The organism is Methanoculleus sp. UBA208, from assembly GCF_002498065.1.
Taxonomy (GTDB): domain Archaea; phylum Halobacteriota; class Methanomicrobia; order Methanomicrobiales; family Methanoculleaceae; genus Methanoculleus.
In genome coordinates, this window is record NZ_DAFZ01000021.1 from 24,235 (window position 1) to 38,234 (window position 14,000).

The following is a 14,000-nucleotide window of genomic DNA, read 5'->3' on the forward strand; positions in this document are numbered from 1 at the left end:
TCCCCCCCCCCCCTCCCCTGCAACCCCTCGCACCTAATGGTGCTCGTGCTCCTGCCCCTCGGCCAGTCGCACTCCCCCAATGGCGATAGCCACCACGGTCCAGTGCACCAGGCTTCTCCATAGTTTCAGCCGTTTAGTTCGCGGAAAAGTCCCGGAAGAAGTTCAAGCGTGCTGGCGGTTCACCTGTGCATGGCTTTCCAACGAACATCGTATCTTAGGATATGTGAGCGAAAGCGGAACATGAGCACCGTCCGGCGAGGGGTCCGACGTGGAGTTCGAGCACCACCGCAAGGCTGTGTAGTGCAAATGTGAGCAGTCAGGAGGCCCTCGCACATCCTCCCCGGCAACGGGGTTTCGGGATGCCCTCTTTCATACTCCGGCGGCAGGGTGCAGACAAAAAGATTAGCGGGGAAGAGAAACCCCTCAGAGATACATGCGGCTGTCCGGCGCCGCAACCTCGCGCTTCACCTTCCTGATTGCCGCGAGGAAGTCCTCCCGGCCGACGGCGTCTGCGTCCCGCCGGATCGCCATCATCCCGGCCTCGCGGCAGATCGCCTGCAGCTCCGCGCCGGTGGTGTCCCCGGCGAGTTCCGCAAGCCCGGGCAGATTCACGTCCCCGGAGAGCGTCATCTTCGCGGTGTGGATCTTTAAGATCTCGAGGCGTGCTCCGGCATCCGGGAGCGGGACCTGGATGATCCGGTCGAACCGGCCGGGGCGGAGGAGCGCCGGGTCAAGCATATCGATCCGGTTGGTCGCAGCCATGATCCGGATATTGCCCCGGTTCCCGAAACCGTCCATCTCAGCGAGGAGCTGCATCAGCGTCCGCTGGACCTCGGCGCTCCCGGAGGTCCCGTCGTTCGTGCGCATGCTCCCGATCGCATCGATCTCGTCGATGAAGACGATCGCCGGAGCGCGTTCCCGGGCGAGGATAAAGAGCTCCCGCACGAGCTGCGCGCCCTCCCCGATGTACTTGTGGACGAGTTCGCTCCCGGACATCCTGATGAACCGCGCTTGCGACTGGCGGGCAACCGCCTTTGCGATCAGTGTCTTTCCCGTGCCTGGCGGACCGTAGAGGAGGATGCCTTTCGGGGGCTCCACACCCACGCGCTCGTAGATCTCGGGTTTCGTGAGCGGGTACTCGACGGCTTCACGGACCTCTTCGATCTCGTCTCTCAGGCCGCCGATCTGCTCGAACGTCACGCTCGGTTGCTCGTCGAGCTCCATGACCCTGACCCTCGCGTCGTAGATGTTGCCGATCGTCTTGACGATCGAGAGGGTATTGTTCACCGCCACCTTCATTCCGGGCTTGAGGGTGCGGTGGAGTTTCTCGTTGACCGCGGTGACGTATTCCTGGTTGTTGCCCTGTTGCCGGAGATACACTTCGCCGTTCTCAAGCACATCGACCACAGCGGCAACAAACAGCGGCACCCGTTTTAACTGAGCGTTCTCTTTCCTGAGTTGCAGGAGCTCCTTTTCCAGCAACTCATTCTTGAGTTTGTAATCCAGGATCTGCGCCTTCAGGTCCTGGATCTGGAGAGTGAGCATGTCGTGCTCGCTGCCGGGGGTGCTGCCAATGGTTTCGTCCATGTCACTCATATAGTAGGATCTCCAACCACATTATAATGTGGTGGCAGTGATCATGCAAGGCAGAAGCATATCCAGGGGTATTGCAGACGGAGAACTCCTCATATCCTCCGAACCCATATCGTTCCTCTCGGGTGTCGATCCGAATACCGGCATCGTCGTCGAACACGGGCATCCGCTCGAGGGGCAATCCATCGCCGGACGCGTGCTGGCCTTCCCTTACGGGAAGGGATCGACGGTCGGGTCCTATGTCATCTACGCGCTGAAGCAGAACGACCTGGCCCCCGCAGCGATCATCAATACGGAGGCCGAACCGATCATCGCGGCCGGGGCGATCATCGCGGGGATCCCCATGGTCGACCGCCTCCCGCCGGAATTCTCCCGCCTCCCGACCGGCACCCGGGTGACGGTGAACGGGGATACGGGCGAAGTATCATATGATGAGACCGCGTGATGCCTCCTGTGCAGACGTATTATGAGATCCTGGGCGTTGCTCCCGACGCGACTCCTGAAGAGATCCGGGCGGCGTACCGGGCGCTTGTCAAACAGTACCACCCGGACGTCAACCACGATCCTGATGCAGGCGAGCGGTTCATCGCCATCCAGCAGGCCTACGAGACGTTGAGCGACCCTGATACCCGGGCGCGCTACGATCTCGCTCTCCGGGGCGGTGCCGGCGCCGGAGTGCACGACCCGTTCCGGACCCGGACGCCCGGCGGGGAAGGACGGACAGCGTGGACACGCGAATTTACCTGGAGAGGGGGGGCGCCCGGGGCCGGGACAGGGTGGTTTGGCCTCATAGCGGTCCTGCTCGTCTGGGGCGTGGCAATCGTCTTCATGTTCATGCTCTCGCTCCTTCTGCGCGTCGTTACGGGCGGCAGGGGGCAGGACTCCTGAAACCTTTTTGACGGAGGGGAATCCCTCCCGGCAATGGCCGCCCTCGCGATCCGGAAAACAGGGTCTGTGCCTGCACCGGACATGGGACGCGAAACCTTATCAGGTGAAACCGCCTTCGTGCCGATGTTTCTCGCGAGGTGAACGTGATGCCTATGGAGAAAGTGAAGCGATACCGGTGCAAGTACTGCAACTATGTCTACTCCCCGCTACGGGGCGAGCCCCACCGCGGCATTCCGGCAGGTACTGCGTTTGAAGACCTGCCGGAGGACTACGTATGCCCGGTCTGTGGTGCGACCGGAAAGGGGCAGATCGGGACATGGGGGTTCGAGCCCTGGGAACCGACCAAGTACGTCTGCAAGATCTGCGGCTACGTGTATGACAAGAAACGCGGCGAACCGCTCCGCGGCTACCCGAAGGGTACCGCATTCGAGGACCTGCCGGAAGACTACACCTGCCCGGTCTGCGGGATGGACCCGCAGATATCGAGTTTCCATGGCCCGGTCGGCAAATCGCAGTTCGACCCTATCATGGACGTTTGAGTGAGGAGATGGCGGCCCGGCCCGCCCCTCTCCCGGGATCATAGCCTGCAGGCTGCAGAGGGATCCCGTGCTCCGGCTCGATACGTGCTTTTCGCGGCGGCACTCTTTTGAATCCGTAACACACATTATAGTCTGAACCCGCTTGCCTGCACAAACCGGTCCTTTCAAATACTGGCCGGCGCATCAATCCTGGAAAACAACGGTAGCCATCTCCACAGGCAACCGTTCGCGGAGTGCAGCGTCGAGTAATCGTGGAGTAAACGAACAGCGGCAGATGGTGTCGGATGGATTTCTTCGGTAATATTCTTGGTCAGGGGAAAGATGCAAATCCCTCAATAAAGCAGGGGAATTCTCAGTTTGAGGCCGGGAACTACGGCGAGGCGGTGAAGAGCTTCGAGAAGGCGCTCAAGATCGATCCCGAAAACGGTCCGGTCAGGCTCTCCATGGGCCGGGCGCTCGCCTGTCTCGGCAGGGACGGCGAAGCCGCGGAGTGGCTGAGGAAGGCTCTCGAGTCGTCTCCCGGCGACCCGGAAGCATTGCGGGCGCTGGGGCACGTCCTCGCCCGGACCGGCGGCTACGAGGAGGCGGCCGGGTGTTTCGCGAAGGTCGTCGAAGAAAAACCCGCAGACACGAACGCCTGGTACTGGCAGGGAGAGATGCTTGAGAGGCTCGGCCGGTACGCCGATGCGGCGCAGGCCTACGCTCGAGCACTGGCCGGAGACCCGGAGGATGTTGTCCTGCGTGAGAAACACGGAAGGATGCTCGAGCGGACCGGCGACTACCGGGAAGCGGCGGCCTGTTTTGAGAAGATCCTCAGGGTGAGACCCGACAGCACCGATGTCCTCGCGAGAATCGGGACCGCTCTTTTGTACCGGGGAGATTACCCGGGAGCCGTCGAGACGTTCGGCCGGCTGCTTGAGGCGGAACCCCGCAACCTCGACGCGCTCTACGGCAAAGCCCGGGCGCTCGAGCACCTCGGCTGGTTCCAGGATGCTGCCGGCTGCTGCGCCGAGATCGCCGCCGTCGAGCCCGGAAATATCCCCGCCTGGTACCACCGCGGCTCAATGCTCCTCCGGGCAGGAAGATACGCAGAGGCAATGGAGTGCTTCGATCAAGTCGCCCTCGCCGACCCGGACCATATCCCGGTACGCTACTCCATGGGGATGGTTTACGATACGCTCGGCCGCTACGACCGGGCGGTCAAGAGCTTCGATCATATCCTGAAGCACGACCAGAGCCAGGTTCAGGTGTGGTACGCCCGCGGCATGGCACTCTTCCATCTCGGTCAGTACGCCGAGGCAGTCCTGTCGTTCGACCGTGTTCTCGAGAACCGGGCGATGACCGGGATGAAGTGGATCGGGAGCAGCACCGACCTTGCGCTCTTCGAGCGGGACGAGCAGGGGACGCCCCGGAAGCAGAAGCCGCTGAAGTTCGATGCATTAAACGAGATAGTCTACAACTGCCGGGGAACCGCACTGCTCCACCTCGGGCGGTACGCGGAGGCACAGGAGGATTTCGAGAACGCTCTCGAGGCCGGTCCGGGGAACGTCTCCGTCCTGCAACGGAGCAGTACCGCACTCATCCATCTCGGCAGGTATGACGAGGCCGCCCGCTGCCTGGATGCGATTCTCGAGAAAGAGCCGCACAACACCGCCGCCCGCTCAATGAAGGCGGATGTCCTTATGAGCCTCGGCAGGTACGACGATGCGCTGGCGTATCTCGGCCGGGTGCAGGAAGCCGGCGGAGACAGCCTCCCGCTCCTGTACAGGAAGGCAGATGCCCTGCTGCACCTCTCCCGGTATGCTGAAGCGGCGAAGGCGTTCGAAGCCCTCCTCGAGATCAATCCCCGGGATACGGCGGCGGAGAAGAGCCGGGGAGACGCGCTCCTGCACCTCGGGCGGTATGAGGAGGCGCTCGCCTGCTACGACCGGGCACTCCTGGGCGAGCCCGCCGACCGGGCCGCCCTGCTCGGCCGGAGCAGGGCGCTTGAGCGCCTCGGCCGATACGAGGAAGCGCTCGAATCCATCGACCGGGTGACGGAGGCAGGTCCCGGGGACACCGGGATGCTTCTCCGGAAGGCGTGGCTCTTCGAGGCCCTCGGCCGCTATGCTGCGGCAGCAAACTGCTACGAAGCGCTCCTTGCCGCCAATCCTGACGGCGGCGGCCACCAGGTGAATCTCGGGTTCGCTCTCGCCATGCTCGGCCGCTACGAGGAGGCTGCCGGGCGCTTTAAACAGGCCGTCGAGACCGACCCGGACAACCTCTTTGCGTGGTTCAACCAGGGCCGGGCCCTTGAGAGGATGGGGCAGTACGCGGATGCGGCGGAGTGCTACGCAAAGGTGGCCGAAGGCCGGCCGGACGATACCGGCGCCTGCTTTGCGCTCGCCGTCGCGTTCGCACGGCTCGGCAGGCACCGGGAAGCGATCGAGTGCTGCGACCGGGTGCTCGCCTCCGACGCCTCGAATGCCGCGGTCTTGAAGATCCGGGCTGATATGCTGGAAGCCGTCGGCAGGCACGAAGAGGCGGGAGCAGCATACGAACACTACCTGAAAATCGCTCCTGAAGACCGCGATGCGAGAATGGCGTCCGGCATGGCGCTCGAGCGGGACGGAAAGTTCGGCGAAGCGATCAAGCAGTACGCACTGGTGCTCGAGGGCGACGAGCGTGACGCCGAAGCATGGTACACCCTCGAGAGCGCCCTCGTGCACATGGGCCGGTATGAAGACGCGCTCGAGTGCTCCAACAGTATCGTCGAGGCCGGCCCGGAGAACTGGGCCGCCTGGCAGCGGCGCGGGGAGATCTTCATGTGGCTCGGACGCTACGCAGATGCTGTGGAATGTTTCGAGAAGGTGATTAAGGCCGATCCGGCGGATGCTCTCACCCTGCGAAGACTCGGGGAGGCCCACGAGAAGGCCGGCAGGTACGACGATGCCCTCGCCGCCTACACGCAGGTTCTGGACCGGGAACCGACCAGCATCGAGACCCTCCATGCCCGCTCGTCGGCCCTCATCCATCTCGGACGTTACGAGGAGGCGGTCAAGTCGATCGACAAGATCATCGTTCTCCAGGACGAGAATCCCGCCGCCCTCTTTATGAGAGGAACGGTACTCGAGAAGGCGGGCAGGTACGATGACGCCCTCGCGAGCTACGAGAAGGCGCTCTCGATCGACCCGAAGAGCGCGGCCGCCTGGAATGCTGCCGGGAGGCTCATGGATGCGCTGGGACGGCACGAGGATGCCGTCAAGGCGTTTGATAAGGCTATAGAACTGGGCGGGGGCGACGTCCATGCCTGGCTCGCGAAGGGGCTCGCCCTCGGTCACCTGGGGAAATCCGACCGGGCGACGGCCTGCTTCGATAAGGTTCTCGAGGCGGACCCCCGCCATGCCCGGGCATGGTACCTGAAAGGGAGAGCGCTTGATAAACAGGGCAGGTTTGCGGAAGCGGTGGAGTGCTTTAGAAAGGCGCTCGAGAGCGAGGGGAAATCATGAGATCCGGGCAGGCATTCGGCGCCCTGCTGCTGATCGCGTGCGTCCTCGCCTTCACTTCAGGCTGCATCGCAAGCGAAGAGGTGCAGGTGAAGTCCGGAGATACCGTGAAGGTCCACTACACCGGGACCCTCGAGAACGGGACGGTCTTCGACAGTTCCACCGGGCGCGAGCCGCTTGAGTTTACCGTCGGCAGCGGCGAGGTGATCCCGGGGTTTGACGCGGGCGTTACCGGGATGCAGGTCGGAGAGGAAAAGACCCTGCACATCCCGGCCGATCAAGCCTACGGGCCGTACCGCGAGGATCTCGTCTTTGTCCTCGACCCGGCCGGGATCACCGGCGGAGAGAACCTGACGGTCGGCGACCAGGTCGGGATACTCCTGCAGGACGGGCAGGTGCTGCCCGCAAAGGTCGTCGCCGTATCGGCCGATGCGGTCACCATCAACGCGAACCACCGCCTCGCAGGCGAGGATCTTACGTTCCATATCAGCCTCGTTGAGATTGTGTAGGATTACTCAACTTTTTTGGAACTCCATCTGGGGGGGGCATCCCTGGAACAAGCCCGACTCTGCAGATCGACCTCTATCACAGTTGCAGAGAAGTCAGAAACTACTTTTCTGCGGTCACACTGGCACGGCTTCAAGGAGACTGCGCATCTCACATCTCCGGGTGCTCAAACTCCCGTCCTGCGGACGGTCGTTCCTACCGGAACGTCGTTCTTCGGTGCTCATGCTATCCCTTTAAATCTGCTGAATCCTCGTGATTACAGGTAGCACGGCTTCCGTGGGGGTATCGCCATTGGGGGAACGACGCTCCGGAGAACGACGTCCTGAAAGGACGGAGTTCGAGCACCGAAGGTGCGAGGAGCGGAGTTCGAGCACCGAAGGTGCGAGGTGGGGCTGACGGGGAGTGCGATGTTCCGCAGGAACGGAGCTCGAGCACCCGAAGGGTGTGGAGTGCGAGCGAAGCGAGCTCGAGCACCAGAGGTGCGAAGGGGGCGTGCCCCCTCCCCTGTCTCCACCGTGTACGCGGACATCTGTAACCCCCACTCGAAGACCTTCGGTCTTCTCAAGCTCCGGCCCCATGGCCCGTCGCACCCCGCCCGGCCTCCGGCCTCCTCCTCCGCACCTGCGGTGCTTCAACTCCTGCCGTCCGCTACGCTCCCGGCAGTCGTTCCCCGCCCCCAAGGGGGCGGGGGCAGTGCGTGGCGATATCTCCATGAAATCCGTGCATCGGGGTAAGCGATGTCCCAGGAATGATATGTGAGTACGACTGGCCAAAGGTGCGAGAACCGGAGCACGAGAAGCCGTGAGGCTTCGAGTCGTGCAGTCCCCCCGACCCCGTGTCCGCGACGCAATCGACGACTCTCCCCGGTGAGAAAAGTCAACGAGACCAAAAGTCACCCTTTCTTCTCCTTCCCGCCCCCCACCGGCGTGACGAGCACCTTATCGACCCGGTGGCCGTCCATATCGAGCACCTCGAACCGGAATCCGTTCCAGGCGAACCGATCGCCGGCCTCCGGAGTCCGTTCGAGGTACATCATCACGAACCCGCCGAGCGTCTGATAGTAGCCGCGCCCCTCTCCGGGCAGCGTAGCCGCCACACCGAGGAGGTCGTGGAACTCGTCGACCGGGAGCATCCCGTCGAGGAGCCACGATCCGTCCGGACGCCGGACCGCCGGACCCTCGGGCGGGTGCTCCGGCGACGGGATGCCGCCGACGATCGACTCCATGATGTCGTGGATGGTGACCAGACCCTGGATACTCCCGTACTCGTCGGTGACGAGGGCGATCCGCGCCCCGGAGGTTTTGAACTCGTCGAGGACCGAGAGTGCGAGGACGCTCTCGGGCACGAAGAGGGGTGGTTCGATTGCCGCTAAGAGGTCGGGGGACTCGCCCGCGATCATCCGCGCCCAGAGGCTGCGGACCGAGACGACGCCGAGCAGGTTGTCGAGATGGTCGCGGTAGACCGGGAAGTAGACATGCCCGGAATCCGCCATCTTCTGCCAGTTCTCTTCGACGGGGTCCTCGACGTCCACGGCCGCGATATCGGGCCGCGGGGTCATCAGCACGCTGACCCGCCGGTCGGCGAGGCGGAAGACGCTCTCCACCATATCCTGTTCCGCCTCCAGAAAGACGCCCGCCCGGGTGGCCTGCCCGATGAGAACCCTGACGTCCTCCTCCGTAACCTCGGGCCCCGAAGGCTTCCGAACCCCGAGCAGCATGAGGACCCCTTCGGTCGAGGCGCTCAGCAACCGGACGAGCGGTGCGGCGACCAGCGAGAGGAGCCGTACCGGGCGCGAGACCAGCGATGCAATCCGGTCGGCGTGAGTCATGGCCACCCGCTTCGGCACCAGCTCCCCGACGACGAGCGTCAGGTACGTGATGACGGCGACGACGGTTACTACCGCGAGCGGGCCGCTGTAAGGCGCGATCAGGGGATATTCAGCAAATACTTCTGCAAGAGGCCCGGCGAGCGTCGCCCCGCCGAAGGCTCCGGCCAGGATCCCGACGAGGGTGATGCCAATCTGGATGGTGGAGAGGAACTGCGTCGGATCCCGTGCAAGTTCGAGGGCGGTCGCCGCCCCGGCGTCGCCTTCCGCTGCCCTCTTCTGCAGGCGTGCCGTTCTTGCAGAGACGAGCGCGAACTCCGCCATCGAAAAGAAGCCGTTTGCGAGTATCAGGAGGATGATGATCGCAATATCGGTGGCAGGTGGCATTGCAGTAGTCTTGCCAGCAGGAGCCTTAAACCTGCGGGACACCCGGGAAGCCCTTCGGGCAACGGCCGAACAGCGGCCGGGTGCAGGAGTCGCCGTCGGTCCCGTGCATGGAAATCAGCCTGGAAGGGCCGGGAAGGATTGTTCGTGAGAAATGTTTATCTTCGTCGGGACCGGAGTCTCACCCGGTGATGCAGGATGGTCGAGGTCGGCGAACAGGCTCAGGATTTCTCGATACCGGACCAGAATGGAAACGAGATCCGGTTGTCGGGCTTCCCGGGGAAGCGGGTTATTCTCTCGTTCCACCCGCTGGCCTGGACCAGCATCTGTGCCAGGCAGATGAAAGCGCTTGAGGCGAACCGGGAGGCGTTCGACGCCCTCGGGGCCGTTGCCCTCGGCATCAGCGTGGATTCCGTCCCCTGCAAGCGGGCGTGGGCGGAGAGCATCGGTATCAGGAAGACCCGGCTCCTTGCCGACTTCTGGCCCCACGGCGCCGTAGCCCAGATGTACGATGTCTTCGATAGCCAAAAGGGCTACTCAAGGCGGGCAAACGTCGTCGTCGACGAGTTCGGGCGCATCATATTCGTCGAGGAGTACCCGGCGACGGCGGTGCCCGACATGCAGGACGTCCTGGACGCCCTTCAGGCACAGGAGAAGAGCAGGAGGGCAGAAGAGCAGGTTCCGGAGTTATAGCCGGCTTTTTTTCATCCCGCAACCCTGAAGAAACTCCCGATAAGCGTGATCAGCAGGACTGCCGGGACACCGTAGCGGATGAGTGTCATATAGACCTTCTGCTGCCACCCGCAGCCGCCGATCTCGGCACAGATCCGGGCGCGGCTCATGAACCACCCTCCGACGATGCTCACGATCAGCCCTGCGACGATGAGGCCGATCGTCCCGAACGCATAGTCGGCGAGGGCGAGGAACGCCGTCCCGAAGACCTCGAGTTTCAGGGCGGTGTAACTGAGAGCGGACGGAAGCCCGAGGAGCATGACCGCAGCGAAGACAAGGAGCGTGGCACGCTTCCGGGGATAGCCGTACGAGTCCATCAGCGCCGCCGTCGGAGCCTCGAGCATGGAGACCGCCGAGGTGAGCGCCGCAGCAAAGAGCATCAGGAAGAAGAGCGCTCCGAGCAGCATACCATACCGGATCTCCGTAAAGGCCGAAGGCAGGGTGATGAACGCGAGGTTCACCCCGGCTGCAGGGTCAAGGCCCGCGGTGAAGACCAGCGGGAAGATCGCGAGCCCGGCAAGGACTGCAATCAGTATATCGGCGGCGGCGATGATGGCGGCGTTCCGGAAGAGGGCTTCTCTTTTGAGGTAACTCCCGAAGGTGAGCAGGATGCCCATGCCCACGGAGAGCGAGAAGAAGGCCTGCCCGAAGGCCGCGATCCAGACGGCCGGGTCGGTCAGCCGCGAATAGTCCGGGGACAGGTAAAACCCGACTCCCTCGACCGCTCCGGGCTCTGTGAGCGAGACCGCCACGAGGAAGAGGAGGAACACGAGAAGGATCGGGATGAGATACCGGGAGGCCCTCTCGATCCCCTCCCTGACCCCGGACCGCACCGTCATGAAGACGGCGAGCCCCGAAAGAAGGAAGAAAACGAGCGGGAGGTAGGAGTCGGTGAACGCACCGAACTCCATCGGCCGGCCGAGGATGAAGAAGAGGGCATACGCGAGCACCCAGCTCGTGATCACGAGGTAGTAGCCGAGGATCAGGCTGACGATGGTGACGATGACGAGGCCTGCGACGGAGAACCGTTTTCGGATCGACCGGAAGGTGGAGACGACCGACGTCCCCGTGGAGCGTCCGATGGCAAGTTCCAGCACCATCAGGGGGAGGCCGAAGAGGAGGACGGAGACCAGATACGGGATCAGGAACGCGCCGCCCCCGTTGGCGCCCACGATGTAGGGAAACCGCCATATGTTCCCTATCCCCACGGCCGAGCCGATGCTTGCAAGAATGAAGCCCAGCGTTGACGACCACTCTTCTCTCCCCATGCTTCTCACCGTTCGGGGCCAGTTCCCTCGGGTAAAGGGGCGCTCTGCCCTTATATGCATGCCCGGGTTCGGCACATTATCCCCGATCAATGCACTTTTGTACCGGGTGTCCTCATACGACTGCGGTTAGAAGCAGTATGAGTGTCAGTTCCCGGATCCGCCTCGGCAGGGGGAGGGCGGATTGAGCGGCCCAAATCCGTTCCTCATCTCGATCCCGCATGGCGGCACCTCCGTTCCGCCCGAGGTCCGCGATCTCGTCAACCTCTCGCGAAAGGAGATCGTCTTCAACAGCGATCCCCATACCCGCCGCATCTACGGGTTCGACGATGCGGTGGAGGCGCTGGTCGACTTCGACGTTTCAAGGATCTTCGTCGACACCAACCGGCCGCCCTACGACTACCCGCCGCGGACCTAGGACGGCGTGGTCAAGGTTATCACGCAGGACGGGACACCGGTGTTCAGGAGAGGGCAGACCCCCGGCAGGGAACTGATAGGCACCCTTCTGCAGAACTATTACCACCCCTTCCACGAACGGCTGGCCGGAGCGCTCGATACCCGGCCGATCGAGATCGCCTTCGACTGCCACAGCATGCTGCCCAGGTCCCCGCCGGTCCGGATGGACGCCGGACGCCCCCGCCCGCTCTTCTGCCTGAGCAACCGGGGGGACCGGAACGGGAAGCCCAAAACGGCAGGCGGTCTCGTGACCTGCCCGCCGGGATGGCTCCAGGCGCTCGCCCGGTCGTTTCAGGCGGAGTTCGACGGTGAGGGACGGGTTGCGATGAACGATCCCTTCCGGGGCGGTTTCATCTCGGTGGCGCACTACCGGCGGCGGCGGATCCCCTGGGTCCAGGTCGAGATCAACCGCGGCTTCTACGAGACAGAAAACCGCGAGGCCGGGGAGGCACGGCTCGCCGACCTCAGGGAGAGGATCTTCTCCGCCCTCACCGGGTTCTGGGACGAGGTCTCGGGATGAAGAACGTGCTCAATCAGGCCGTATTCCGCCGGATTGTGGGGCCGAAGATACTATGCCGGTAGAGCGCCCACTTATATACCAATGGATCGCCTGAATCTGATCCTGCAGCGTTACTTCGGGCATACGGCGTTCAACCCCTACCAGCGGGAGATCATCGAGGATCTTCTTTCCGGGCGCGACGTCCTCGCGGTGCTTGCGACCGGAGGCGGCAAATCGCTCTGCTATCAGGTCCCCGCGTTCATGGGCGCTGGCGTCACGCTGGTGATATCGCCTCTTATCGCCCTGATGAAGGACCAGGTCGACGACCTGCAGGCCCGCGGGATCGGCGCGGAAGCGCTGAACTCCTCCTGCTCCTACGCCGCGACACTGCGGATCCTCTCTGATCTCAAGGAGAATCTGATCCAGATCCTCTACGTTTCGCCGGAGAAGGCGGTCGGCGAAGATTTTATCGACCTTATGGCGTCCCTTCCGGTCACGCTGATCGCGGTCGACGAGGCGCACTGCATATCGATGTGGGGGCACCAGTTCCGTCCGGAGTACCGGTCGCTCGCTGTACTCAAGGAACGGTACCCCGGGGTGCCGATGGTCGCCCTGACGGCGACCGCCACGCCGGACGTCCGCGAAGACATCGTCCGGCAGCTCAATCTCGCGGACCCGGCGATCTATGTCGGGAGTTTCAACCGCGAGAACCTCCGCTACGCCGTCGTCCCGAAGGAAGAGGGCGCATATGAACGGCTCCGCGCCTACCTCCGGGGCAGGAGAGGGGAGGCCGGGATCGTCTATGTCGCAACGAGAGACGGGGCCGAGACGCTTGCGGCACGGCTCCGGGCCGGCGGTGTCCCGGCGCTTCCCTACCACGCCGGGATGACGGCGGCCGCCCGGGGGGAGACGCAGGATAGGTTCATCGGCGGGAAGGTTCCGGTCGTCTGCGCGACGAGCGCGTTCGGCATGGGCATCGATAAGCCGGATGTACGGTTCGTCGTTCACTACGATATGCCAAAGACCCTCGAGGCCTACTACCAGGAGAGCGGCCGGGCGGGTAGGGACGGCAAGGAGAGCGACTGCATCCTCTTCTATAACGATAACGACGCACGGCGCCTCCGGTCGTTCATCGACCGCGATCTTCCGTCCGAGTTCCAGCGCGAGGTTGCACGCTCGAAATTGCAGAGCATGGCGGATTACTGCACCACGGCGGAGTGCCGGAGAAAGATGCTCCTTGAATACTTCGGGGAACGCTTCGACGCTCTTCCCTGCGGGGGCTGCGACGCCTGTGCGCCGGCCGGAACCCCGGCCGGAAAGGCCCGCCCCCGGCCAGGGCAGCGGAAGCGCGGTGCCGCCCGCTCTGTTTCCGGCTGAGCCGCCGGATGCCGGTGCTCCGTATCCCGTTCTCCGGGGAAACATCTATTACATCGACGGCAGAATGAGCGTTCCGGGAGTTGCCATGGCAAAGAAGTTATACCGCTCAACAACCGACCGGTGGGTCGCCGGAATATGCGGCGGCATCGGAGAGTACCTCGAGATCGACCCGAACGTCATCCGGGCCATCTGGGTCATCGTTACCGTGCTGACGGGGTTCCTGCCCGGGATCATCATCTACATCCTGCTCTGGCTCATCCTGCCGGAACAGGGGCAGGCACGCCCGGTGGGGGCGTTCAGCGAAGCGTAGGAGAGGGCAGGGTGCGGCCGGGAGGCTGTGCCCGTTTTTTTTTGCGGAGGAGGGGCCGGCTGTGTGTGCTCCTCTTACACAGGATTACCTGGTTCTCCATTGGTCACTCGCCCGTACGCGGCTTTCCAGTGGATATCGCG

At 63.5% G+C, this 14,000-nt stretch carries 11 protein-coding genes and 1 pseudogene; 9 read left to right on the forward strand and 3 right to left on the reverse strand.

Annotated elements, in window-relative coordinates; all coding sequences use genetic code 11:
* Positions 1-423: 423 nt before the first annotated feature.
* Complete coding sequence (locus BRA62_RS01550; protein WP_292364321.1) at positions 424-1,596, reverse strand: proteasome-activating nucleotidase; 1,173 nt, start codon at positions 1,594-1,596, stop codon at positions 424-426.
* Positions 1,597-1,639: 43 nt separating this feature from the next.
* Here BRA62_RS01550 and BRA62_RS01555 point away from each other — a divergent pair, with 43 nt between their 5' ends.
* The 5 genes from BRA62_RS01555 (at position 1,640) to BRA62_RS01575 (ending at position 7,014) form a co-directional block, all read left to right on the forward strand.
* Positions 1,640-2,038, forward strand: a complete 399-nt coding sequence (locus BRA62_RS01555; RefSeq protein ID WP_292364322.1) for a DUF126 domain-containing protein — start codon at positions 1,640-1,642, stop codon at positions 2,036-2,038.
* Positions 2,038-2,481, forward strand: coding sequence for a J domain-containing protein (locus tag BRA62_RS01560; RefSeq protein ID WP_292364323.1), 444 nt, complete (start codon positions 2,038-2,040; stop codon positions 2,479-2,481). Before BRA62_RS01555 ends, BRA62_RS01560 begins: the two co-directional genes overlap by 1 nt.
* 152 nt (positions 2,482-2,633) lie before the next feature.
* The gene (locus tag BRA62_RS01565; RefSeq protein WP_292364324.1) at positions 2,634-3,020 is read left to right on the forward strand and encodes a rubredoxin; all 387 of its coding nucleotides are present in this window, start codon (positions 2,634-2,636) and stop codon (positions 3,018-3,020) included.
* A 284-nt stretch (positions 3,021-3,304) separates the two neighbouring features.
* Entirely contained in the window at positions 3,305-6,508 is a 3,204-nt protein-coding gene (locus BRA62_RS01570) for a tetratricopeptide repeat protein (protein ID WP_292364326.1), read from the forward strand.
* Positions 6,505-7,014: an FKBP-type peptidyl-prolyl cis-trans isomerase gene (locus BRA62_RS01575; RefSeq protein WP_292364327.1), complete on the forward strand. Its 510-nt coding sequence runs from the start codon at positions 6,505-6,507 to the stop codon at positions 7,012-7,014. The genes BRA62_RS01570 and BRA62_RS01575 overlap by 4 nt, the downstream gene beginning before the upstream one ends.
* A gap of 890 nt (positions 7,015-7,904) precedes the next feature.
* Here the strand turns inward: BRA62_RS01575 and BRA62_RS01580 are convergent.
* Positions 7,905-9,224, reverse strand: coding sequence for a hemolysin family protein (locus BRA62_RS01580; protein ID WP_292364328.1), 1,320 nt, complete (start codon positions 9,222-9,224; stop codon positions 7,905-7,907).
* 195 nt (positions 9,225-9,419) lie between these two features.
* On the opposite strand from BRA62_RS01580, the gene BRA62_RS01585 reads away from it, so the two are divergent.
* Positions 9,420-9,914 carry a redoxin domain-containing protein gene (locus tag BRA62_RS01585; protein ID WP_292364330.1) on the forward strand — a complete coding sequence of 165 codons (495 nt, stop codon included), beginning with the start codon at positions 9,420-9,422 and terminating at the stop codon, positions 9,912-9,914.
* Positions 9,915-9,925: 11 nt separating this feature from the next.
* Here the strand turns inward: BRA62_RS01585 and BRA62_RS01590 are convergent, their stop codons facing one another.
* Entirely contained in the window at positions 9,926-11,221 is a 1,296-nt protein-coding gene (locus BRA62_RS01590; protein ID WP_292364331.1) for a sodium-dependent transporter, read from the reverse strand.
* Positions 11,222-11,402: 181 nt separating this feature from the next.
* On the opposite strand from BRA62_RS01590, the pseudogene BRA62_RS01595 reads away from it, so the two are divergent.
* The 3 genes and pseudogenes from BRA62_RS01595 (at position 11,403) to BRA62_RS01605 (ending at position 13,860) form a co-directional block, all read left to right on the forward strand.
* A pseudogene (locus BRA62_RS01595) lies at positions 11,403-12,194 on the forward strand (N-formylglutamate amidohydrolase).
* 81 nt (positions 12,195-12,275) lie between these two features.
* The gene (locus tag BRA62_RS01600) at positions 12,276-13,550 is read left to right on the forward strand and encodes a RecQ family ATP-dependent DNA helicase (RefSeq protein WP_292364332.1); all 1,275 of its coding nucleotides are present in this window, start codon (positions 12,276-12,278) and stop codon (positions 13,548-13,550) included.
* A gap of 85 nt (positions 13,551-13,635) precedes the next feature.
* A complete protein-coding gene (locus tag BRA62_RS01605) occupies positions 13,636-13,860 on the forward strand; it encodes a PspC domain-containing protein (RefSeq protein ID WP_292364333.1) in 225 nt (74 codons plus the stop codon).
* Positions 13,861-14,000: the final 140 nt, after the last annotated feature.

Excerpts from the sequence above, each read along its gene's own strand:
- BRA62_RS01550 (WP_292364321.1), bottom strand. The coding sequence starts at position 1,596 with ATGAGTGACATGGACGAAACCATTGGCAGCACCCCCGGCAGCGAGCAC.
- BRA62_RS01555 (WP_292364322.1), top strand. The coding sequence starts at position 1,640 with ATGCAAGGCAGAAGCATATCCAGGGGTATTGCAGACGGAGAACTCCTC.
- BRA62_RS01560 (WP_292364323.1), top strand. The coding sequence starts at position 2,038 with ATGCCTCCTGTGCAGACGTATTATGAGATCCTGGGCGTTGCTCCCGAC.
- BRA62_RS01565 (WP_292364324.1), top strand. The coding sequence starts at position 2,634 with ATGGAGAAAGTGAAGCGATACCGGTGCAAGTACTGCAACTATGTCTAC.
- BRA62_RS01570 (WP_292364326.1), top strand. The coding sequence starts at position 3,305 with ATGGATTTCTTCGGTAATATTCTTGGTCAGGGGAAAGATGCAAATCCC.
- BRA62_RS01575 (WP_292364327.1), top strand. The coding sequence starts at position 6,505 with ATGAGATCCGGGCAGGCATTCGGCGCCCTGCTGCTGATCGCGTGCGTC.
- BRA62_RS01580 (WP_292364328.1), bottom strand. The coding sequence starts at position 9,224 with ATGCCACCTGCCACCGATATTGCGATCATCATCCTCCTGATACTCGCA.
- BRA62_RS01585 (WP_292364330.1), top strand. The coding sequence starts at position 9,420 with ATGGTCGAGGTCGGCGAACAGGCTCAGGATTTCTCGATACCGGACCAG.
- BRA62_RS01590 (WP_292364331.1), bottom strand. The coding sequence starts at position 11,221 with ATGGGGAGAGAAGAGTGGTCGTCAACGCTGGGCTTCATTCTTGCAAGC.
- BRA62_RS01600 (WP_292364332.1), top strand. The coding sequence starts at position 12,276 with ATGGATCGCCTGAATCTGATCCTGCAGCGTTACTTCGGGCATACGGCG.
- BRA62_RS01605 (WP_292364333.1), top strand. The coding sequence starts at position 13,636 with ATGGCAAAGAAGTTATACCGCTCAACAACCGACCGGTGGGTCGCCGGA.